This window comes from Streptomyces sp. NPDC001530 (genome assembly GCF_042894545.1).
Classification (GTDB): domain Bacteria; phylum Actinomycetota; class Actinomycetes; order Streptomycetales; family Streptomycetaceae; genus Streptomyces.
Genome location: NZ_JBIAVS010000040.1, coordinates 1 through 21,806 on the forward strand (window position 1 = coordinate 1; position 21,806 = coordinate 21,806).

The window sequence follows — 21,806 nt, forward strand, 5'->3', positions numbered from 1 at the left end:
AGGAGACCCTCCGGCGCACAGCGGAACAACCGCATCCAGCCCCAGCACTCACTCACACTCACCAGAAGTCACTCCTGCTCACTATCCCGGCAGCAACTCCCAACCCCCACGAACTGGAACGGCTGCGGTGGGGAAATGCCCAGCTACGCCCTGGCGCGCAGGCCGCGAAGGAACGCGAGGCCTACGCCAACGAGCTGGACGACTCCCGCGCCCTGATCGCGGTGTCCGCCGCCTCCAACCGGACCACATCCGACCACGACCCCGTCCACATGGCTACCGCCGTACGCCGGCTACCGGTGTCAGTACGTCACCGACTGGGTCGCCGACAAGACCCGCTACCGGCTGGCCATCGACCCCGCAGAGCAGGGGCGGCAGCCCGCCGTCGTCGTCGGTGCGCCGGCGCAGGCGGCCCGCCGCGTCGCGGTAGTAGTTGTGCCATGATCTGCCGCAGGGCCTGGACCCGGGGGCCGAACGCGCGGCCTGCCCCGTGCCCGCGAAGATGCTCCAGCAGCCGTAAGGCGTCGTCGCCGGTGGTGTTGATCCTGGTCTTGGGCCGGGTGGGGTTCTTGCCCAGGCGTACCGGACGGCCGTAGCGGCGTCCCCACTCCTCGGCCACCAGGCCGGCCAGCAGGTGTGGGACGGTGCCGGCGAGCTCTTCCAGCGCGGCCCGCACCGCCTCGGTGATCAACTCCAGCCGGGTCAGGTCGCGCACCGCGGCCAGAACATGGGTGGAATCGGTGCGCTGCGTGCTGCGTTCGCGCACCAGCCCGGCGTCCTTGAGACGGGCCAGTGCGAGGTCGAGGAGGCGGTCGGCGCGATCGCCCTGGGCGAGGCGCTCACGGAAGTCGGCCAGGACACTGTGATGGAAGCCGGGATCGTCCAGCTCCATGGATAGGGCGTACTTGAAATCGATGCGGCAGCGCATCGCCTTGGCCACCTGACGGTCCGACAGGTCGAGCAGGAACTGCAGCACACAGACGGTGGCCAACTGGGCGGGCGAGAGGCCGGGGCGCCCGTCGCGTGGGTACCAGCAGGCGAAGTCCTCGTCGCACCACAGCCCGTCCAGCCGGTCTCTCACCCACATCGCTGTCGTACCGCCCGGATTACTCGCCCGCGCGACCTGCGCAGTCAGAGACGGGACCTGCTCAAAGGATGAGAAACGCTCAGCCATGCCGACGGACCCTAGTGATGAGTTTTCGCGCCCGCACCCGTCACACCTACGACGGGACACGACGAGGCGGAAGGATGACGTGATGAGTGCGGACACGCGGCTGGAGGAGCTGGGCGTGAGCGGGCTGGGCGAGGTCGACGAGCCGGCGTTCTCGGGGCTGGCGGAGCGGCACCGGCGGGAGCTACATGTGCACTGCTACCGGATGCTCGGGTCGTTCGAGGACGCCGAGGACACCGTGCAGGAAACGTTCCTCCGTGCCTGGCGGCGGCGGGAGACCTTCGAGGGGCGGTCGACGTTCCGGGCCTGGCTGTACCGGATCGCCACCAACGCCTGCCTGGACCTGCTCGCCAAGTGCCGCCCGGAGCCTGCGACCGGCGGCGAGGTGCTGTGGCTGCAGCCCTACCCGGACCGGCTGCTCGACGAGCTGCCCGCGGGCGACGCGGACGAGCCGGAGACCGTCGCCGTCGCGCGGGAGACGATCGAGCTGGCCTACCTGGTCGCAGTCCAGCACCTCGCGCCGCGCCCGCGGGCCGTGCTGATCCTGCGGGACGTGCTCGGCTGGCCGGCGAAGGACGTCGCGGAGCTCCTCGGGGACTCCGTCAACTCCGTGAACAGCGCGCTGCAGCGGGCCCGCGCCGGCATGCGGGAGCGCCTGCCCGCCGAGCGGCAGGACTGGACCGGCGGCGAACAGGACGCCGGGACGCGCGAGCTGGTGCGCCGCTTCACCGAAGCCAGCGTCGCGACCGACGTCGACGGGATCGCGGCCATGCTGCGGGACGACGTCCGGTGCTCGATGCCGCCCACGCCGGGCCTGAACGTCGGCCGCGACGCGGTGGTGAACGACTGGGTCGAGAGCGGATTCGAGGGTATGAAGGGCCTGCGCGCCGTCCTCACCTCCGTGAACCGGCAGCCCGCCATTGCCTTCTACCTCTGGCGGAAGCGGGAGGGCGCGTACCTGCCGCTGACGATCGACGTCCTGCGGATCACCGGTGGGGCGATCACCGAGATCGTCATCTTCCACGACGACCAGTTCCCGCGGCTCGGGCTGCCGGAGCGCCTGCCGGCGGACGGCACGGAGTAGTCCCGGTGTGGACGCTCGCGCTGCGCGGTGGCGTGCGTGTCGCGGTGGTCGCGGCGGAGTGGTGCGACGCGTTCGGCGTCGTCACCCGCGGGCGGGTGCAGCTGGAGCTGCGCGACGGCGAGCCCGGGCCGGTCCTCGGACGCGACGCCGGGTTCTGGCTCCGCGGCACCGGCGTCCGCGCCCTGCGGAGCCCCGGCCGTCGCACGGCGAGGGTGCGCATCGTCACCCCCAGGGCCAGGACCGTCACATGCCAGTCAACACCCCGTACGCCAGTTACCGAATGATGGAGGAACGACATGAACAGCATGAATGACACCGGGTTCGTCGCAGGCCCGGCATCGGGCCAGACCAGCCACACCCACCGACTCCGCGGGCTCGCCGGCACCGGCTTCATTGCCACGCTCGCAGCGATGGTGGCCACCACCCTCGCCGCGGCGCTTGCCCAGGCCGTTGGGGTCGACTTCGAGGTCCCCGATGGTGGCGAGACGATCCCGTTGTCCGGGTTCGCCGTGGTGACCGGCTTCTTCTCGGTCGTGGGCATCGTCATTGCCGTCGCTCTTCTTCGTTGGAGCGCTCGCCCCGCCGAGCGATTCGTGTGGACGGCAGTGTCGCTGACCGCGATCTCGTTGGTCCCGCCTCTCCTCTCCGGGGCAAACACCGCCACCACCACCGCCCTCCTCGGGCTACACCTCGTCCCTGCGACGGTGATGATCCCCACCCTGGCGCGGAGCCTCCGCACCCGGACCGATTGACGATCCCGCAACGGGACAATGCGCGGCGCAAGGGCGTGCGCGAGCGCACTACAGTAACTAACGTGGCTCCCGGTGCTGCCACCCTCCACTCCAGGTTCCTTTTCTTGGTCAATTCGAAAGCTGAGTCGCGTGTGCGAAGAAGCACAGGGCACCGTGCGGGATGAAGACCAAACGCCACCCGCTTCTGTCGGGGCGTACCGGGTACCCCGGTCGCGTTTCACCCTGGCCGACCCCGCCGTCGCGCGCCTCCCACGTGGACTCGGCTCCTGCGCGGCGGCTTGAGCCGGGATCTGCCCTCTCTCGGGTCGACGTCAGGCTCAAGCCGCGCCAGGACGCGCTCGCAGCCGAGCCCTGACACCTACGCCTGCGGGAGGCTTCCACGCCGTAGCCGGCGGGGCAGGGAACGCTGTTTGTGACGTGGGAGGTTGTAGGGTCGGGGGCTGGCGCGGTGGCGGAGTACGTCCGCTCCGTTTCCAGCCCCCGCCGCATCGAACCGTGCATGCGGTTCTCCCGCACACGGCTCACCGACGCCGTTCACCGGCCGCATTCGGCCTTTCCCGCCAGGGCTTGCCGGCCCTGGGTGCAACGACGGTTCCATACGGGCTGACCAGTCCGAGTTCGTTCGGGGGATGCGACGGCCAGCACCCACCAGCCGAACGCCCGGCTGCGCCGGTGCTTCCTGCTGATGAAGTGCGCGACGCGTTCCCTCGCGAATCTGCCGATCTTGCTGAAGCATCGGGCGGAATGGCCGTACCTGAAGTACGCCATCCACCCGCGGAGGAACAAGTTGAGGTCCTCCACGATCGCTTGCGGCTGCAGCGGAAGCCGGCGCCGAGCAGTGAGCTCCCGGATCCGGTCACGGGCATGCTGCATCGCCCTGTTCGAGGGCCAGCGGGCGAGGAACTCGACGCGTCGACGTCCGTGCAGCCCCCGGGACCGGACCTGGCGGTGGTGAAATCCAAGAAAGTCAAAGCCTTCCCCTCCCACCTCCAGGTGCACGATCCGGGTCTTGGCTGCCTTGGGCTTCAACCCGAGTTCGCCCTGCAGCCAGACCAGTTGGGCAAGCGCCCGCTCGTCCTGACTGCGGGAGAAACACATCACAACCAGGTCGTCGGCATAGCGGACCAGAATCCCGTCGTGCTCGTCCCATGCCCGGTCCAGCCGATGCAGATAGACGTTGCACATCAACGGTGAAATCACACCGCCCTGTGGGGTCCCGGTCATCGGCCGCCGCACCCGTCCGTCGTCCATCACCCCGGCGCGCAGGATCTGCCGCAAGAGCTTGAGGACAGACTGGTCACAGATGCGTTCTTCGATCGCGTGCATCAACTCTTCATGCGGGATCGCCGAGAAGCACTCGGCGATGTCCGTCTCCACCACCCACCGTCTGCCCCGATGGTGCTCGTCGATGAGCACCTGCAGGGCGTCGTGGGCCGAGCGTTTCGGGCGGAACCCGAAGCTGCACGGCAGCATGTCGGCCTCGAAGACCGGCTCGAGCACGATCTTCATTGCGGCCTGCACGACGCGGTCACGAACCGTCGGGATGGACAGCGGCCTGCGCTCGTCCTTCACCCCCGGCTTGGGAATGAGCACCCGGCGGGCGGGCAAGGGACGGTATTGCCCTCGCCTCAACTCGTTAGCCAACTCGCCGAGAAGACGGTCGATGCCGTACTCCTCGACCGCAGCCAGGGTGATGCGGTCGATGCCCGGTGCGCCGTTATTGGCACGCACCATGGCCCACGCGCGCCGGAGAACATCCCTGCGGTGGATCTTGTCTCCCAGTGCGTGGAACCGTCGTCCGGGATCGGCCTTGGCCGGGCACTCACCGGGCCCCTCCTTCACTTCATGACGCACCGACGAAGTAGTGGCCCTTCACCGGGAGTTGTGTTGTCTCCCGGCTGCAACCGGTACTACGGCCACCTCCGACGCCTACCCGGCCCGCGCCCACTTCCCGGGATCACCGGTTATAGGACGCGCCGCTTCCGATGACATCTATCCGCAGGTCATCGGGCCAGGGAAGGCCTCCCCAGTTCCCGCCGCCACCTTCGATACGTTCCGCGCCCCATACGCCGGGGAGTCCTTCACGGCTGCCCGTCCAGGATCTTCACCGCTTCCATGGCCTTCACCCCGATTCCGAAGGGCTCGGCACTCCCTCGTTCCACCCGAAAGGATGGCTGAGTAACGACGCCGCAGGCTTCGCGTGATGCTACGGACCGTATCGTCGCTCCCCCTTGCAGGGCCTTTGACACTGGGCTTCGACGCCGGACGTTTCCCTCCGACGCCGCCAGCCTGCTACCGGGCCTCCTGGCAGCTACCCGGACCGGACTTCCACCGGCAGGCGACGACGAGCTTCCGAACAGCAAGAACACCGCTACGTCACGGTGCCACCTCCTATTCTGCTGGGCGCACGGAAATGGCTCAGTGATCGGGGTGGCGATGAAGCTGGCGAGCGCGTCGAGCCGGCGGGGCCACGGCCTCATGGCCTTTGATGCCGCGAGCCCCGTATTTGCCGAACTCGATATTCCTCTCCGGCACCTTCGTCTCCTCAGCCTGCCCGTAATTGACGGAACCTCAAGCGCATGTACCTCTACGTGAGTCAAGAATACCGGATTCTGAGGTTCGGAAGTGCAGCGTCGCCATTTCTGGAGTCGGCGGGGTCAGTAGAATTTCACCACTCGCGGTCACAATGTCGCCCCATTCCATGAAACTGCACAACCACTCGCTCAACTTGCGGGATCCGACCCCGCCGTACCTTTGTCGGTGCTGCGCTGGAGGCGAGCAGCAACTTCAGCGGAAGCGGTGACCATGAGCAGCACTCCCCCGGTGTCGCCGGATAGGCATCCCCAGGACCTCTGCGGTGAACCTGTCCACTTCCTCAGGGCGGCTGTCGAGGGTGGGCCTGCTGGTGAAGCCGGTCCTGATGCTGGGTGAGCGGGTGCACCCGGAAACCGGCTGGCAGGTGGCCTACGTGGCGTGCCGACTGCTGGCTGGCACGGCCCGAGTGGCGAGCCCGCGGGAGGTTGCGGAGGTTCGCTGGGTGCGGCTCGGAGAGATTCCGGGGCAGGTGCCGGGCGGGCTGTTCGCACCGGTGCAGGCCTATCTGAATGAGCAACTGGCCGAACTGTAGGCCGTCTGGCCGAACGCCCCTGCCGGCTGTGGTGGGGGCGTTTTAGCGTGGTTTCCCCGACTGGAGGAGCGAGTATGCCGGAGGAGCCGACGCCGGGCCGGTTGGGCATGGAGGCGCGGAGTGTGAAGTTCCCGGATGGCAGCCGCGGGATCATCTTGGTGAAGGCGGGGACGCCGCAGGATGAGGCGGATCTGATTGCGGCGCAGGTGTGGGCGGAACTGCCGGAGCCGGGCGGGCCGGACGCGTAGTCGGGCTGCCGCCTCATCGTCTGAGCTGACCGAGGTCTGACTCGCGTAGCGCCCCCGTGGCTTCGTATGCAGGGGGCGCCGTCCTGTCTAGACGGCCTGTCCGGCCGCTGCTATCGCGGCTGGTGGGCTTGTCGGGTTCGCGCCGAGCTTCTCGTGTGGGGCTGAGCCTGACCTGCCCCGCGCCTCCCGTCCGGTTCGTGCGGTGCGCTTGCAGCTCCGCACGCTCGGTGTATGGGGGTTGTCGAGGAGGGGCCGGTCCGGATTAGCGCCGGGCAGGTTTTCACGTGCCCGTGCTGCGGCCTACCGCAGGATCGGGTGCCGACGCTGGAGCAGGACTGGGTGCTGCTGGAGCCGGGGGTGGATGTGCTGGCACATCTGGTGCCGGCGGAGCATCGGTGGATTGTTCTGTCGGACGGCCGGGTGACGGTGTACGGAGTGTGTCCGCCGGATGCGCAGCAGCGGTGCCGGGTTGAGCACCGTCTGGCATGTGCGGGGCAGGAACTGCCGGATCTATGGCCGTGGCTGACGGCGATGCGGGAGGAGAACGCGCGCCGGTCGGAGCGGGAGGCGAACACATGGGCTGAGGGCAGAGCCGCTGCTGCTGGGCGAGGTGGAGTTGCCGGACGCCGGGGCATCGGCGGCGTCCCCACCGAGAACGACACCCCGCTTGTCACCCTCAGCATGCGCGAGGCCGCCTATCACCTTCCCGAGGCCCCGGACGCTCCCGCCCAGCTGGTCGCCGCCACCACCGACGCCCTGGTTGACGTGCTCGGCGAGGACATCCGCAGGCAGGTCATCGTGACGCTTGTCGGCGTCCCGGACGGCCGCACCGGAGTCGCTGGCACGCCGGCCTGACGAAAAGGCGTGGGGCGGGGCAGGGGGACCGCCTGCCCCCCCAGGCACATCGACTTCGACAAGCGGGACGGGTTTGACTTGGGCGCACGACGAATGGCGCCCCACGCCGGAAACGTACGGCAGCTCGGGGAAGTTTGAGATCGTACGACCTCGCCCTTCCGGACGATGTTCGGTTATCGGAGTGCGTGTACCGTAAACGCTGAGCACACGGCGCTGCGAAGGACGGAGCGCGCAGCGATGCGGGGGTGCAGCGGTGGCCCGACCGACCAAGCCGATCCTCAGCCGGGGCGGCATCTGCGCCGCGGCGCTCGCCATCGTGGACCGTGAGGGGCTTGCCGAGCTGTCGATGCGAAAGCTCGCCGGGGAGCTCGGAGTTCAGGTCTCCTCCCTCTACGAGCACGTCAAGACCAAGGACGACGTCCTCCACGAGATCACCAACACCATCATGGAAAGCGTGGACGTCTCCGGCTTCGAGACCGGCGACTGGCGGCACGGCGTGGCGTCCTGGGCCCGGTCCTACCGCGCCGCCCTCGCCGCCCACCCCCATATCGTTCCGTTCCTGGCCCACGGCCCGGCCCGCCGCGAGGCCTCGCTGCGGCGCGCCGACACCGTGCACGGCGGCCTCGTCGGCGCCGGCTGGCCCCCGCGCTACGCCACGATGATCGGAGCCTCGACCAAGTACCTGGTCATCGGGTCGGCGATGAGCTCCTTCGCCCGAGGGTTCGACGACGACGTACAGGTCTACGTCGAGCGGTATGCGCACCTGGCCGATGCCCACCGCCTGAGCGACCACGCGGCCACCATCGACCGGGACAGCTTCGAACTGGCCCTGGAGATGTTCCTCGACGGCCTCAGCGTGCTGCACGCGCGCGTGACGGATCCCAAGGCGTCCGTGTCGGGCTCCTGATCCGCCCCGCCCGCCGACCCGGCGGCGGGCTCCCGATCCACCGCACGCCGACCCAGCGGTGGCTCCAGCTCCGCACAGCGGCCCATTCCCGATCCGCACAGCGGCCGCCGATCGCCCATGACGGACTCGGCGATCCGCACGACCCGGCCGCTGATCGCCCCCGGCGGACCCCTCCCCGCGCCCGGCCCCGGCCGCGGCGCCGGGCAGCGGTGGCACCCCGCGCCCAAGGTCACAGCGCGGTGACACCTCGACCTGCCGTGGTCCCACACCTTGTCGGGCGTAGGAGCCCACTCTAAGCTCCCGAACCGAACGGCGTTCGGTTGTGGTGTCAGGCTATCCCTGCTCAAACACGGCCTCGCGTCACCGCTCGCAGCAAGGAGTTGATGCCGTGTACGGGCCCCATGAGCCGCACTATGGCTTCCACGAGCCGCGCCGGCAACCGTCGCCGTACGGGCAACCGTCGCCGTACATCCGTGAGGCTCCTGAGGAGTCCCGCGAGGCTCCTGCGGAGTGGGGCACCCCGCCCGAGGTGATGACGTCCCTCGCCCGGCTGCGTGCCGAGCGCCGCTCCAGAATCTTTCCCGTCGCCGCCGCTGTCATCAGCCTGTACCTGGTCAATGCCCTCATGGCGAGCTGGGCGCCCGATGTGATGGCGATCAGACTCATCGGCCATCTGAACGTCGGCCTGGCGCTGGCGCTGCTGCAGTGCGGCACCACGCTCGCGGTCTGCCGGTGGTACGCGCGCTACGCGCGCACCCACCTGGATCCGCTCGTCGACCGGGTGCGCGCAGGACTGGGATACCGAGGGGAGGAGCAATGACCATCTCTCCCGTGCTCGCGTCTCCCGTGCTCACGCAGACGAGCCACACCGGGGTTGTCATCACCGTCTTCGCGGTCTTCGTCGTCGGCGTCGTGCTCATCTCCCTGCTGGACGCATCGGAATCGGACACACCCCGGCGCTTCTTCGCGGGCGGTCGCCGACTGTCCTCCCCCCGCAACGGCATCGCCCTGTTCGGCGATTTCATCTCCGCCGCGACGCTGCTGGGGACCCCCGGTCTCATCGCGCTGGCCGGGTTCGACGGCATCCCCTACCTGCTGGGTCCCGTGGTCGCCTGGGCAGTGATCCTCCTGCTGGTCGCCGAGCCGTTCCACAACGCCGGGCAGTACACGGTCGGCGATGTGCTGGCGCAGTATCTGCGGCCGCGCCCCGTCCACCTGGCCATGGGCGTCGCCACGCTGGTGATCTCGCTGTTCTACCTGACGGCTCAGCTGGTGGGTGCCGGTGCCCTCGCCGCCCCTCTGCTCGGCATCACCGGAGTCCCGGCCCAGAACTTCCTGATGCTGTTCCTCGGCATCCTGATGATCATCTACGTGGCCATCAGCGGCATGTACGGCGCGACGCTGGTGCAGTGCTTCAAGGCCGCCTTCCTGCTGGTTGCCAGCATGTACCTGGGCCTGCTGGTGCTGGGGAAGTTCGGCTGGAACCCCAGTCACCTGCTGGGGGTCGCGGCCGAACGCAGCGGCGTCGGCGAGGCGTTCCTCGCGCCCGGAGCACGGTCCCAGGGCACTGGCACCGACAAGCTGGACGCGCTGAGCCTGCAACTGGGAGCGGTGCTCGGAGCAGCCGGCCTTCCGCACCTCCTGCTGCGCCTGCGCGCGGTGCCCAACCCACGCTCCGCCCGGCGCTCCGTCCAATGGACAGCCGCATTGACGTGCGCCTTCTGCGTGACCGCAGGGGTCCTCGGGTTCGGCGCGGCGGGCCTGCTGGGCCCCCAGAAGGTCGTGAGCAGCAATGCCTCGGGGAACACGGCGACGCTGCTGCTGGGGGGCTCGCTTGGCGGGTCGCTGCTGCTCACCGTGATGTCGTGTGTGGCGTTCGCGACCATCCTGGCCGTCGTGGCGGGCATCGCCCTCGCCGCCGCGACCTCTATGGCGCACGATGTCTATGGTGCGGTGATCATGAAGGGGCGCGCCACCGCGTCCCAGGAAGTTCTGGTGGCCCGCGCGTCGGTGGTGGTGATCGGCGCCGGGGCGACGACCATCGCCCTCTTCTCCTCACGCCTCAACGTCTCCTTCGCCGCCGGGCTGGCGTTCGCCGTCGCGGCCTCGGCGATCCTCCCCTCGTTGCTGTTCGGCCTGTACTGGCGGGGCTTCACCACCACCGGAGCACTGTGGAGCGTCTATGGCGGCCTGATCTGCTCGGTGTCCCTGGCCGTACTCTCTCCCGCCGTCTCCGGAAATCCGGCCGCACTGTTCCCCGGTATGGACTTCGACGTCTTCCCGCTGAAGTACCCGAGCATCGTCTCGGTCCCCCTGGCCTTCCTGCTCGGATGGCTGGGCTCCGTGATGGGTAAGGAGAGGACCCATCCGGCCACCCGGTCCGCCTTCGAGCTGCGCATGCTCGTGGGCAGCGACTCCTCATAATGGCGACTCCTCACAAAAGCAGGGGGAGCCCTCGACAGCGGCGCCGGGGGCTCCCCCGTGATCAGGCGAGGCTCCGCGGCCCGACACAGCGTCAGAAGGTGCCCACGCGCTGCAGCTTGGAGGGCGCGCCGACGGACTGCGCGCCCTCCTCGCCAACGCCCGCATGTGCAACTCCGTTTGGCCTGGGGGCTATACAACAACCCGCCACAGAGCCACACCCCCCTGAGAGCGAGTCCCAGGGCGTCAACGAAGCCATCCCGTACGACGTCACACCACGCCCGCCGAGCCCCCAGAGAAGGGGCCTTCTCCGGGGGAAAGCTGTGGTGCGAACTGAAGGACGACCATCGGGCCACGAGTGGGTTAGTAGTCAGGCTGAAGGCATACAGCCGTTCCGAGAGCGATGAGCGAGGCCAGCGTAGAAAGGCCGGCCAGCAGTCCGAACAGTTGTGGGTATCCGCCCAGTGGTGCGGACAGGGCGGCGCCAGCGAACGGGGCAAGGGCGGAAGCCGCAGTAGCGGGCGCGGCGAGGAGTCCAGACAGCCGGCCGTAGTGGGTTGTTCCCCAGCGGTCGGTGATGGCGGTGGCCTGCAGGAGGGTGATGTTCACGGACCATGCCAGCCGCGAGCGACAAGGCGACCAGCAGGCCGTAGGGGCCCGGGACGAGCGCCAGAGCAGCTGTGGTGAGGCCGCCCAGCCCGATGAGCGTGACTGTGCGGGCAGTTGGCCGGGTGCGGCGGGCCAGGGTTGCGTACAGGGTGCGGCCGAGGGTCTGACCGGCTCCGCCGAGGCCCAGGGCCCAGGCAGCCTGGCTGGTGGTGAAGCCGCGTTCAAGCAGGAGCGGGACGAGGGCGACGACGACGGCGTAAATACTGAACGCGGAAAGGGTCAGGGCGGCCGCCAGCAGCCAGAACGGCCGGCTGCGGGCCACCGCGTCCGCGCCACCGGTGACGTGAGCGGGAGCTTGCGGCGCTGGGGGCCAGGGGGCGTTCAGCGCGAGGGAGTGGGCCGGGATCGTCACGGCAGCGAGGACCAGGGCCAGGACGGCATACGTCGCGCGCCAGGACATGTGGTCGGCGAGGGCCGCGGTGACGGGCGCGAAGACGGTGGAGGCGAGGCCGCCGGCCAGAGTGAGACGGTGAGCGCGCGGATGTGGTCGGGGGCCCACCAGCGGGTCAGCGCGGCGAAGGCGGGTCGGTAGAAGGTGGCCGCCAGCGACATTCCGGCGAGCAGCCAGCCGGCAGTGAAGATGGCCAGGTTCGGGGCGGCGGCCACGATGAGGATGCTGAGTACGCCGAGGACCGAGCCGGCGGTCATCACGGCGCGTGGGCCCCTGCGGTCGATGATCCGGCCGACCCGTATGCCAGTGAACGCGGAGACGAGCAGGGCGGCGGAGAAGGCTGCCGTGGTCGCCCCGACCGGCCAGCCGGTGTCCTTGTTGATCTGCGGGTTGAGCACCGGGAAGGCGTAGTAGACGATGCCCCAGCTGGTGATCTGGGTGGCGCACAGGGCGGGCAGGGCGGCGCGAGGCCGCGACCGGTCCCCGGCGCCGGTCGCGGCCTCGCTGGTGTGAAGGTTGGCCATCTCGCGGTCAGCAGCAGCCGCTGGCCGCGGCCGGTTGGGCCGTGGTGGCGCAACAGGTGCTGTCCTTCTGCTTGGCCAGGATGTCGGCGTCGGCCTTGACGACGTAGACCTCCCACGATTCCTGGCCGGGTCCGTGGACCCACACCTTGTCCTGCAGGGCGTAGCAGCAGGTGGTGTCGTTCTCCACGTCTGTTGCCAGACCCTGGCCTGCCAGGCGGGTGGTCGCGGCGTGGACGGCTTCGGAGGATTCGACTTCGACGCCGAGGTGGTCCATCCGCGTGTCCTCGCCCGGCGCGCCCTGGATCAGGACGAGCTTTAGCGGGGGTTCGGCGATGGCGAAGTTGGCGTAGCCGTCGCGGAGTTTGGCCCGGTTCGGCGCCGAACAGTTTGCTGTAGAAGGCGACCGAGGCCTCAAGATCGGGGACGCGAAGGGCGAGTTGCACGCGGGACATGACCGATGCTCCTGCCGCAGGGGTGGAAGTGCCCTGGCCCACGGCCGGCTGGGGCACCTGTGGTTCCGGCTCAGCAGCCGCTGGACGAGGGCGCCTGGGCGGCAGCGGCTGTGGTGGGGGCGCCGATGCCGATCTGTACGAGTTGGGGTGCTGGGGCGCAGCAGCCGCCGGCGTCGGCCTGTCCGGCTGCCGGGTCGTCGAAGAGACCCGCGCCACCGCATACCCCCGTTTCGGGGAGGGTTAGTTCGACGCGGTCCGCGGACTCGAGGTCGCCGGCGATGGCGGCGGTGACGGAGCGGACCTGCTCGTAGCCGGTCATGGCGAGGAAGGTAGGGGCGCGGCCGTAGGACTTCATGCCGACCAGGTAGATGCCCTGCTCGGGGTGGGACAGTTCGCGGTGGCCGTGCGGGTAGACAGTGCCGCAGGAGTGCTGGTTGGGATCGATGAGCGGCGCCAGCTCGACGGGCGCCTGGAGACGCTCGTCCAGGCCGAGACGGATCTCGGAGAGGAACGACAAGTCTGGGCGGAAGCCGGTGAGCACGATGACCTCGTCGACCGGGTCGAGGCGTCGGCCGTCCTCACCGACCAGGACCAGCCTCCCGTCGTCAGCCCGCTCGATCGCCTCGGTGCGGAAGCCAGTGGCGGCGTCGGCGTAGCCGTTGTCGACGGCGGCCTTCGCCGCCAGGCCCAGGGCGCCACGGGCGGGCAACTGGTCGGCTTCGCCGCCGCCGAACGTGGAGCCGCTGATCCCGCGACGCAGCACCCACACCGCGTGCGTGCCGGACTCGCCCTGGGCGACGTCCGCGAGGGTGGCGAGCGCTGTGAACGCGGAGGCCCCGGAGCCGATGACGGCGGAGCGCTTGCCGGCGTAGCGGGCGCGAACCGCCGGGTCCTTGAGGTCGGGCACGCGGTAGGTGATGCGGTCGGCAGCGGCCTTCTCGCCGAGGGCGGGCAGGCCGCTGGCGCCGGCCGGGCTGGGTGCGGTCCAGGTGCCCGAGGCGTCGATGACGGCGTGCGCGAACAGGCGCTCCTCGCGGCCGTCGGCGGTGGTGAGGTGCAAGACGAAGGGCTGGGTTGCGCGGTCGGCGTCGACGATGCGGTCGCGTCCGGTGCGGGAGACGCCGGTGACGCGCGCGCCGTAGCGGACGCGGTCACCCAGGGCGTCTGCAAGCGGCTGCAGGTAGAGCTCGGCCCAGTCGCCGCCGCTCGGGTATGTGGTGGTGTCCGGCTTGGTCCAGCCGGTGGGAGCGAGCAGCTTTTCGGCCGCTGGGTCGGTGAGCTCGCCCCAAGTGGAAAACAGGCGCACGTGGCTCCACTCACGCACCGCAGAGGCGGCGGCCGGCCCGGCTTCCAGGACCAGGGGCTCGATGCCGCGCTCGACAAGGTGGGCGGCCGCGGCCAGGCCGGCGGGTCCGGCTCCGATGACGACGACGGGAAGCTGCTGCTCGCTCATGGTGGTCGATCTCCCTGAGTGGTTGGACGGAATTCAGCGGGCAAAGGAGAGTGCGGACTGGGTGTGCCGCTGGTGGGCCGAGGCCCGGCAGGAGGCGTCGCCGACCTGTGCACAGCCGTCGCAGAAGCTGACCCGGGCCAGGTGACGAGCCGTGCGGCGGGCCCGGGCGGCAGTGAAAGCGGTGCGGATCCGAGTGGTCACGACGACTTCTTGTTTCGATGCCTGTCGATGTCTGGAGCTTGCCACCCGTATCGACGAGTGTCAACATAGACGCATGTCGAAGTCAGAGGTTGTCGAGCTGCCTGTCCTGGACACCGGGGCGGTGCCGTGCTGCCCGCCGATCACCGCCGGGGAACTGTCGCAGGCCGACGCGGAGAAGATGGCCGCGATGTTCAAGGCGCTGTCCGACCCCGTCCGGCTGCGCCTGTTCTCCAAGGTCGCCTCGTACGCGGGCGGCGAGGCGTGCGTGTGCGACATCTCCGACGTCGGCGTGTCCCAGCCGACCGTCTCCCACCACCTGAAGAAGCTGCGCGAAGCCGGACTGCTCACTTCCGAGCGGCGCGGGACCTGGGTCTACTACCGGGTCGCCCCGTCCGTGGTCGCCGCGATGTCCGCCATGCTCGACTTGCGCACCTGACCGGTCGCGGTGTCTGGCGCTGCTGGTTGGGCGCAGTCGGCGGGCAGCAGCGCACCAGGTACTCCTGCAGCGCACCCAGTCGCTCAGCCATGCCCGCGCCGTCGGCGCGGTAGAAGACCTGACGGGCAGCGGCGCCCTGAACGCCGTCGGCCGGCCACAGCACCGCCGCGCCCGGGCTGGGGTTCGTCGGCAAGGAGTTCCAGTGCAGCTTCTCCTCCAAGACCTTGTGCGGGGTCGGCCGGGACGCCGCGCACGTCCTGTCCCGGCTCAGCCAGAACTTCCCCGGCTTCCCCGAGGGCATCGACGGCCCGGTCCTCATGGAGAACATGCGCGCCCCCAACGGCGCGGCCGCAGCAGAGTCATCAGGCGCGGGCGGAGGGACGGGCCCGGTGGGTGGAGCCTGGCCGGTTTCATTGACCGTGCCGGGCAAAGCCAGCTCCGCCAGCGCACGGTCATACACAGCGGGATCTACCCGGGCATGCCTGGGCCGAGTGGTCTCCAAGACCCGGCCGGCCTGCTGTTGTTGGCGCACCACCCGATGCAGCGTCGCCAACGACGGCACCGATCCCATGGACTCCCCCGCCGGATCGCCCCCGCCCGACGGCTCAGCTGACGGTGTAGCGCCGCCACGTTCCCACCCAGACCGGAAAGCTGGGCCACAACTCATCAGTGACCGTTCCCCGCGCCGCCTGCCACGGGGCCCAGTCTCGTGATGCCGGATTTTCACTCCGGCCATATAAGATCCACCCACTTTGATCACCAAGTCTGGAGCCTGGGGGGACCGGATCGTGAACTCGCATGTCATCAAAGGGGCTTTCGCGCTCGTGCTGAGCGGGAGCCTGGTGGGGGCGCTGTCCGCGGAGGCGGCGTCCGCGCCGGCCGCGGGCACCGCGGACGGGGCGACGGTGGGGACGGCCACGGTGGTCACCGACCCTGTACAGCCCGGCGTCTGGGGCACGGCCACCGAGCTCGCCTCCACCGCCCAGCACCGCGTCCTGGGCCTGCAGGCCCGCGCCGACGGCGCCCTCATCGCCCTGCGTGACCAGCCACAGGACCCCACACAGACCGCGGAGGTCCGCCGGCTCACCGTCCAGGTCCGCCCGGCAGGCACCACCACCTGGGCCGCGCCCCAGACGCTGTCCACCGCCGCCGACTACTACCCCGACGCCAGCACCCTCGCCCCGCAGGCCGACGGCTCCTTCGTCGCCTACTGGCGCGAACGCCTCCCAGAGGGCAAAAGCCTCCTGAAGGCCGCCACTTTGGCCCCCGGCGCCACCAGCTGGTCCGCCCCGACGACCGTCGCCACCCTCTCCTCCTGGGCCGAGTACCCCCTGGTCTTCGGCAGCGCCACCGGCCGCCTCACCGCCGTCTGGGCCGTCCAGATCCCCGGCGGCCGCGAACTGCGCATGTCCGAGCGGCCGGCCCCCGGCGACGCCTGGTCCGAGCCCACCGTGTTCGACACCGTCACGAGCGACGCCGAAGACGGGGAGTGGGTCCTGACCGGGCTGCACGCCGCCCTCGACAAGGCGGGCAACGCGGCCATCGCCTGGAACCTCGACGACCGCCCACGCGACGGCGACGGCGCCACCTCCCCGGACGGGCCCTCGTACCACTCCCGGATCATGGAGCGCAAGGCCGGCGCGACCGCGTGGGGCGATGCCGAGGACCTGACCCCCCTCACCGGCACCCAGCCCGGTGCCCTCCGCCTCGACGCCGACCCGGCCGGCGGCCTCAGCCTCCTGTGGGCGACCGTCGGCGGCCCCGTCCACTTCGCCCGCAAGAGCGCCCCCGGTGAAGCGTGGAGCGCCACCGAGCAGACCGGGCTCACCGGCTGGTACGCCCCCCGCGCCCTGCCCCGTCCGCTGACCGCCCCGAACGGCGACGTCACCCTCGTCGGAGCCGCGGACAAGGCGGTGATCTCCACCACCCGCTCCGCCCGCTCCGGCGTCTGGGGCGCCGTCGAGCAGGCCGACGACCGCCGCCCCCTCGGCTCGGCCGGCTACGCCGTCAGCTCCAACGTCGCCTCCGACGGCACCGTGCACGCGGGCTGGACCGTGTCCATCGGCAACGGCAAGTACCGGTTCGTCTCCGGCTTCCGCACCCGCGGCGGCTGGTCGGCCCCCAGGACACTGGCCACCACCACCGACAACCGGACCGTCGGCGGCGCCGTCACGGTCGCGGGCACCCGCCCCACCGCGCTCTGGTACGACAGCTCCGCCCTCGGCGGCCCGCTGCACGCCGTCTCCGGCACCACCCGCCCGCTGCCCCGCGCCCGGGACTACGGCGACGACCGCCGCGCCGACGTGCTCGCCCTGACCGGCACCACCCTGACCCGGTACGACGGCGACGCCGCCGGCCACCTCGCCGCGGGCTCCGTGCACAGCGGCGCGGTCACCACCGGCTGGCCCGCCGGCACCCGGTTCACCGGCTTCGGCGACCTGAACGGGGACCGCCTCAACGACGTCCTCGCCGTGCTGCCCACGGGCGAGGCCCGCATGTACGAGACCCCGGCGGGCCGGCTGCCCGCGCCGGGGTCCCCGTACCGGAAGACCGGCACCGACTGGCGCGGCTACGACGTCCTCACCACCCCCGGCGACCTGACCGGCGACGGCCGCACCGACCTTCTGGCCCGCTCCGCCTCGACCGGTGACATCTACCTGTACGCGGGCAACGGCAGCGCCGGATTCGCCTCGCGCGTCAAGATCCGGTCCGGCTGGAAGGCGTACACCCGGGTGATCGGCGCCGGGGACCTCAACGGCGACGGGCATGGGGACGTGCTGGCCCTCGACGGCTCCGGCGAGCTGTGGCGTTACAACGGCACCGGCACCGGCAAGCTCGCCGACCGCGTGCTGGTCTTCCGCGACTGGGGCAAGACCTACCGCCAGGTGCTCGGCGCCGCCGACCTGAACGGCGACGCGAGGGCCGACCTGCTCTCGGTCGACTCCGACGGCGTGGCCTGGCTCAACCCGGGCACCGGCCGCGGCACCTTCGGCAGCCGGGTCCGCGTCGGCTCGGGCTGGGGCGGCCGCACCCTTTCCTGACCGGCGGCCCGCACCGGAGGGGCACCCCCTGGTGCGGGCCCACACCCTCTGGCCCGGCCCCCGCCAAGGCCCGGGCACGTCCAACCGTTTCTCCAGGGGGCGTTGCGGAGCGGCTACCGAGTGCGGATCGTTCCCCTCGGGCAGCTCGCCGAGTCGGTACGCCACCGTACTGGGCTGGTGGCTGTGAGTGCTGTCCAGTCTCTCAACGGTGCGGTTGCCGACTTGGACGCAATCGCGGAAGCCGCAGCCGCGCACGGCGCGGGGAACGCTTATCGACGTGACGCGGGCCGCCGGATGGTTTCCCCTTTGATGCAAACCGTTTCGACTACCTCGTGTGCTCGAGCTACAAGTGGCCGTCCCGGTAGAACGCGTGTTGGCCCCCGTCCTCGAGGACGGGGGCCAACACGCGTTCTCAACCGCGGACTCGTCAGGGTGCGTTCGGTCCAGTGACAATCGGGCCGTTGTGGTGGGCGTCCACAGGACCGGCCACGGGGGTCGCGGTAACCAGGGCCAACATGACACAGCAGACAGCCAGAACAGGAAGAAGCACACGGGGGCGCCACGACGAGGTTCGAACGGGACGCTCGATCAGTCGGTAGCCGGCCGCGGAGAGCAGGACGGACACGCAGATGGCTACGGACACCTTCGTTGCCTGGCTCCACTCCGGGTGGCTGACACCGAGGCAGACCCATACGGGCCAGTGCCATAGGTAGAGCCCGTAACTGCGGTGCCCGAGCCATAGGAGCGGGCGAAACGACAGCGTCTTTCGAAACCGCTCTCCGTGCGCGGCGGTATCGATCAACGTGACTGCTGTAATCCCTGCCAGAGGCAGCTGCCAGGCGTAGAAGGCGGCCGAGTCGATGTCTGCGGTGCACCACAGCCAGCCAAGGACCGCTACCGCCGGCCAGGAGAACCGGGAGAACAGACCCGGGCGGAACGCGATGACGGCCCCCAGCAACAGCGCCCCGGCCCGGGTATCAGTGCCTAGATAGGCGCGCTCCTGGGCGCCGGGGAGGTAGAGAAGGTGCGCCAGCAGGTAGCAGAGCGCAGCAGCCGCGAGGAGAAGCCGGTGGGGATGGCGGATCCGTCCGGTACCCCAGGTGGTGAGCCCGATCAGCAGGAGGGGCCAGAGGAGATAGAACTGCTCCTCGACGGCCAGGGACCACAGGTGGTTCAGTGGGGCCTGCTCCTGGGCCACGTCCCAGTAGTCGACGTGTCCAAGGACCGCGTACCAGTTGGATGTATACGTGAGGGCGGCCAGTGTCTGGGCGTTCACGGTGGGACGCAGTCCCGGAGGATCCTGCAGGAGCATCCACGCCTGGACGGCTCCGACCACAAGCAGGACAGCGGGGAGGAGTCGTTTGACCCGCCGGAACCAGAAGCTCCCCAGTGAAGGGCGGGGGGTTCGGGCTCGTTCCGTCAGGAGCAACCGGGTGATGACGAACCCCGAGATGACGAAGAACAGATCGACGCCGAGGAATCCGCCGTCCAGCCCGGTCCCGTAGTGGAACGCCATGACTGCGGCAACGGCGACGGCCCGCAGGCCGTCGATCGAATCGATTCTCCCGCGGAAAGTCTCTTTAGCTGTGGCCGGACGGTGTTCAAGGGCCAGCGACACCTCAGGCACCGTCCTTGGCGAACAATGCGTTCAGAGCCCAGTTGGCCAACCGTGCGCGGGCAGGTTTGGTGGGGTGGTCAGTGGGATCGTAGACCTGTGTTCCTGCGAGGACTTGGGGACACCCGTCGTCATTGCACAATTGGCCGCGCAGATCCAGCAGTCGCACACCGGGATGTCTCGCTGAGGCTTCCCGGAGGACCCGGTTCATCACCAGGGCGGAGGAACGGTACTTCGGATTACCGACCTGCTGCGAAGTCATCAGGTACAACGGGGTGTTCCGGCTGGTCAGAATAGAGATCGCCTGGTTCAGCCGGTCCCGGAAGGCCGTCTCGTGGGTCGGCGAGGTGAGATCGAGGGCTTCTTCGTCGCCTGCCAGCCGCTGCGGGATGACATCCCAGAAACCGACTGTCAACAAGGTGGCATCGGGCTTGTACTTCTCCAGATAGGAGGGCCATTGGGTGGGCCACGTGCGACATGTCTGCGGGGTCTCCTTGCCTACGGGCAGCAGGATTCCGCAGCCGCCGAGTCCCGCGTTCACGACGGTGTTGTGAGCGGCCCCGACTTCGCTCATACCCAAACCGATGCTGGCGGACCAGGAGTCCCCTACCACCAGCACGGTCTTCCCGGTCACTGCGGGTGAGAGAGAAGGGGAGCCGAGAGGGGGAACTGCTGCCCCGTAGTGTGGTTCACCGGCATGGGCCGGGGCTGCTTCGGAATGTGTCGTCGTGTTCTTCTCCACATGTTGTGAAGTGCAACCGCACGCCAGCACAGTGACCACTCCGGCGACGCCGAGTCGGCGAATCCTTCCTCGCACCATGATTACCCACCTGGATTCTCGGGAGTCCATAATCGTCGGACGGCATTTGCGGAGTCCGCGTGCGGAAGCGCTGTAATCAGGCGGAACGACACCCCGCGCCGACTCGGAAGCAATCAGATTGCCGAGCAGGAGATTAGCTGTCCGGCCGCTACCGCCAAGTTCTGGCGCGCCCGTTGGTGCATCATCGGAAGGCAGTCTTCCGGCCGACTTGGGCCGATCCGGTGAAATATCGTACAGCCGAGTCGTGTCGGGCGGTTGCCCCACTGCCCCCTGGTACGTTCTGAGGCCGTTATCCGAGTTCTCGGAACCTGCCGATGAATTGCGTGCCGCCTTTCTCCGGAGGGACTGGTGATAATGCCTGTAAGTCAGGTATTGAAAGGTGTTTCCCTGTGCCTGGCGGGCAGTATTTCGGGTTGGCCGAGTGGGGTCCCAGGGGTTATTCAAGAACTCGATCCGGTGCGCTCGGATATTCCCTGCCATGCCGCTCCGTGCTCATTCCCTGAAACCTCTCCATCCTTGCGCAATACCGGCCTCCCCCCATGGGGGGCTCCTACCCTGCTGCCGGGTGCGGAAGGGAAGAAGGTGCTGGTCGTCGGAGATTCCTGGGCGCGGGATGCGGCTTCCGGGATTGCTGCGGCCTTTCACGGAAAAGGGCAAGTCAAGGATGCCTCGGCACTCGCCTGCGGGATCCGCAAGCCGATCAATCCGATGCCGAACCCACATTGTCCGAACTGGGAGGTCGAGTGGCCTGCCCTGATGGACAAGGTGCGTCCGGACGCGGTTCTGCTGAGCGTCCAGTGGGATGTGGCCGAGCAGCAGATCGACCCGGGTGGGAAGCGGGTGACGATTCGCGACGACGAGGCGCGGAGGAGGTTTGTCACCAATCTTGACCGGGCCATCCGGATCCTCTCCCGAAGGGGAACTGAGGTCTACGTCTTCGGGTCTACCTTTCAGCATTCCCCGGGCTCGGTGGCGGTCTTGCTGTCCGGGATTCTTCTGGAATTCAGCAAGAAATATCCTGGAGTGCATTACCTGGATATCTTCCACCAGCTCTGCAATGATCTGAATGAATGCCCGAAGAAGATTTCCGGGGTGCCCGTCTACGGCACTGACGTGCACTGCAGCAAGGAAACCAAAGTACGCCTTGGAAATTGGATTCTCAATTCGATGTTTCATCGGTAGACGGCATGAAACCCGGCGGAGCCCCCGCCAGAAAGGCTGGAGTCTGTGAAAATGATTGGTGTGAAAGTCGTGCGAGCGGCCGGCCCGGGACTACTGGCGGCCGCTCTGCTGGCGCTGCCGGTGTCCGCGCACGCAGCTGACGGGGACTTCTACTGGAGTACCTCCGGACTGGGCGGGCAGGACGGAGTGCTGTCCTCCCCGGAGTCGGGCCGCTGTTACTCCCTGAGGGGGGACAACCCTCCGCTCTATGCGTCGAACTACACCGGCCGGACGGTGCGTTCGTATCAGTCCAGAGGCTGCAGGGGCGAAGTCCAGAGCACCATCGAGCCTGGCGGCGTGGGACACGTCTACAAGTATGTGAAGTTTGGGTAGTGCTGGGGCTTTGGCGCCATACCTCTTGAGCGCCGCGTAGCCGAGGGAGTCTCACCCCTCGGCTACGCGGCGCCCTTCACGGGCCGAC

At 69.1% G+C, this 21,806-nt stretch carries 18 protein-coding genes and 3 pseudogenes; 12 read left to right on the forward strand and 9 right to left on the reverse strand.

All coding sequences use genetic code 11. The features are described 5' to 3' along the window. Positions 1–307: 307 nt before the first annotated feature. The gene (locus ACFY0T_RS46895) at positions 308–1,078 is read right to left on the reverse strand and encodes a transposase (protein WP_388884694.1); all 771 of its coding nucleotides are present in this window, start codon (positions 1,076–1,078) and stop codon (positions 308–310) included. Between the two features lie 175 nt (positions 1,079–1,253). Here ACFY0T_RS46895 and ACFY0T_RS46900 point away from each other — a divergent pair, with 175 nt between their 5' ends. From ACFY0T_RS46900 to ACFY0T_RS46910, 3 genes are read left to right on the forward strand one after another with little or no spacing between them, the layout of a single operon-like run. Continuing rightward, on the forward strand, positions 1,254–2,252 hold the full coding sequence (locus tag ACFY0T_RS46900) for an RNA polymerase subunit sigma-70 (RefSeq protein ID WP_388884695.1): 999 nt from the start codon (positions 1,254–1,256) through the stop codon (positions 2,250–2,252). Positions 2,253–2,257: 5 nt separating this feature from the next. Further along, positions 2,258–2,536 (forward strand): hypothetical protein, encoded by a 279-nt coding sequence (locus ACFY0T_RS46905; protein ID WP_388884696.1) that lies wholly within the window; start codon positions 2,258–2,260, stop codon positions 2,534–2,536. 12 nt (positions 2,537–2,548) lie between these two features. Further along, positions 2,549–3,004, forward strand: a complete 456-nt coding sequence (locus ACFY0T_RS46910) for a DUF6069 family protein (RefSeq protein ID WP_388884697.1) — start codon at positions 2,549–2,551, stop codon at positions 3,002–3,004. Between the two features lie 534 nt (positions 3,005–3,538). On the opposite strand, the gene ltrA is transcribed toward ACFY0T_RS46910, so the two are convergent. Then, the gene (gene ltrA / locus ACFY0T_RS46915; RefSeq protein WP_388884698.1) at positions 3,539–4,858 is read right to left on the reverse strand and encodes a group II intron reverse transcriptase/maturase; all 1,320 of its coding nucleotides are present in this window, start codon (positions 4,856–4,858) and stop codon (positions 3,539–3,541) included. 566 nt (positions 4,859–5,424) lie between these two features. Beyond that, positions 5,425–5,539 (reverse strand): annotated as a pseudogene (locus ACFY0T_RS46920) (transcriptional regulator); the annotation flags it as partial. 322 nt (positions 5,540–5,861) lie between these two features. On the opposite strand from ACFY0T_RS46920, the gene ACFY0T_RS46925 reads away from it, so the two are divergent. The 6 genes from ACFY0T_RS46925 to ACFY0T_RS46950 all read left to right on the forward strand — a co-directional run bounded on the left by ACFY0T_RS46925 (position 5,862) and on the right by ACFY0T_RS46950 (position 10,565). Next, positions 5,862–6,131, forward strand: coding sequence for a hypothetical protein (locus tag ACFY0T_RS46925; protein ID WP_388884699.1), 270 nt, complete (start codon positions 5,862–5,864; stop codon positions 6,129–6,131). A 74-nt stretch (positions 6,132–6,205) separates the two neighbouring features. Next, a complete protein-coding gene (locus tag ACFY0T_RS46930; protein ID WP_388884700.1) occupies positions 6,206–6,379 on the forward strand; it encodes a hypothetical protein in 174 nt (57 codons plus the stop codon). 231 nt (positions 6,380–6,610) lie between these two features. After that, positions 6,611–7,234, forward strand: a complete 624-nt coding sequence (locus tag ACFY0T_RS46935) for a DUF6083 domain-containing protein (protein WP_388884701.1) — start codon at positions 6,611–6,613, stop codon at positions 7,232–7,234. Between the two features lie 253 nt (positions 7,235–7,487). Further along, entirely contained in the window at positions 7,488–8,141 is a 654-nt protein-coding gene (locus tag ACFY0T_RS46940) for a TetR/AcrR family transcriptional regulator (RefSeq protein ID WP_388884702.1), read from the forward strand. 388 nt (positions 8,142–8,529) lie between these two features. Beyond that, complete coding sequence (locus ACFY0T_RS46945; RefSeq protein WP_388884703.1) at positions 8,530–8,961, forward strand: DUF485 domain-containing protein; 432 nt, start codon at positions 8,530–8,532, stop codon at positions 8,959–8,961. Further along, positions 8,958–10,565, forward strand: a complete 1,608-nt coding sequence (locus ACFY0T_RS46950) for a cation acetate symporter (protein WP_388884704.1) — start codon at positions 8,958–8,960, stop codon at positions 10,563–10,565. Before ACFY0T_RS46945 ends, ACFY0T_RS46950 begins: the two co-directional genes overlap by 4 nt. 367 nt (positions 10,566–10,932) lie before the next feature. Here ACFY0T_RS46950 and ACFY0T_RS46955 read toward each other — a convergent pair. The 4 genes and pseudogenes from ACFY0T_RS46955 to ACFY0T_RS46970 all read right to left on the reverse strand — a co-directional run bounded on the left by ACFY0T_RS46955 (position 10,933) and on the right by ACFY0T_RS46970 (position 14,252). Then, positions 10,933–12,146 (reverse strand): annotated as a pseudogene (locus ACFY0T_RS46955) (MFS transporter). Positions 12,147–12,153: 7 nt separating this feature from the next. Then, positions 12,154–12,598: pseudogene (locus ACFY0T_RS46960) on the reverse strand (ArsI/CadI family heavy metal resistance metalloenzyme). A gap of 70 nt (positions 12,599–12,668) precedes the next feature. Next, complete coding sequence (locus ACFY0T_RS46965) at positions 12,669–14,051, reverse strand: NAD(P)-binding domain-containing protein (RefSeq protein WP_388884705.1); 1,383 nt, start codon at positions 14,049–14,051, stop codon at positions 12,669–12,671. 33 nt (positions 14,052–14,084) lie between these two features. Continuing rightward, positions 14,085–14,252, reverse strand: a complete 168-nt coding sequence (locus tag ACFY0T_RS46970) for a hypothetical protein (RefSeq protein WP_388884706.1) — start codon at positions 14,250–14,252, stop codon at positions 14,085–14,087. 73 nt (positions 14,253–14,325) lie between these two features. On the opposite strand from ACFY0T_RS46970, the gene ACFY0T_RS46975 reads away from it, so the two are divergent. Then, complete coding sequence (locus ACFY0T_RS46975; RefSeq protein WP_388884707.1) at positions 14,326–14,688, forward strand: ArsR/SmtB family transcription factor; 363 nt, start codon at positions 14,326–14,328, stop codon at positions 14,686–14,688. A 788-nt stretch (positions 14,689–15,476) separates the two neighbouring features. Then, the gene (locus tag ACFY0T_RS46980) at positions 15,477–17,729 is read left to right on the forward strand and encodes an FG-GAP repeat domain-containing protein (RefSeq protein WP_388884708.1); all 2,253 of its coding nucleotides are present in this window, start codon (positions 15,477–15,479) and stop codon (positions 17,727–17,729) included. 427 nt (positions 17,730–18,156) lie between these two features. Here ACFY0T_RS46980 and ACFY0T_RS46985 read toward each other — a convergent pair whose 3' ends face one another. Together ACFY0T_RS46985 and ACFY0T_RS46990 are read right to left on the reverse strand one after the other, a co-directional pair. Further along, complete coding sequence (locus ACFY0T_RS46985) at positions 18,157–19,356, reverse strand: acyltransferase family protein (protein ID WP_388884709.1); 1,200 nt, start codon at positions 19,354–19,356, stop codon at positions 18,157–18,159. Further along, positions 19,349–19,978, reverse strand: a complete 630-nt coding sequence (locus ACFY0T_RS46990; protein ID WP_388884710.1) for an SGNH hydrolase domain-containing protein — start codon at positions 19,976–19,978, stop codon at positions 19,349–19,351. The genes ACFY0T_RS46985 and ACFY0T_RS46990 overlap by 8 nt, the downstream gene beginning before the upstream one ends. A gap of 540 nt (positions 19,979–20,518) precedes the next feature. Between ACFY0T_RS46990 and ACFY0T_RS46995 the strand changes: the two genes are divergently transcribed. Then, a complete protein-coding gene (locus ACFY0T_RS46995; protein ID WP_388884711.1) occupies positions 20,519–21,346 on the forward strand; it encodes an SGNH hydrolase domain-containing protein in 828 nt (275 codons plus the stop codon). Positions 21,347–21,806 lie beyond the last annotated feature (460 nt).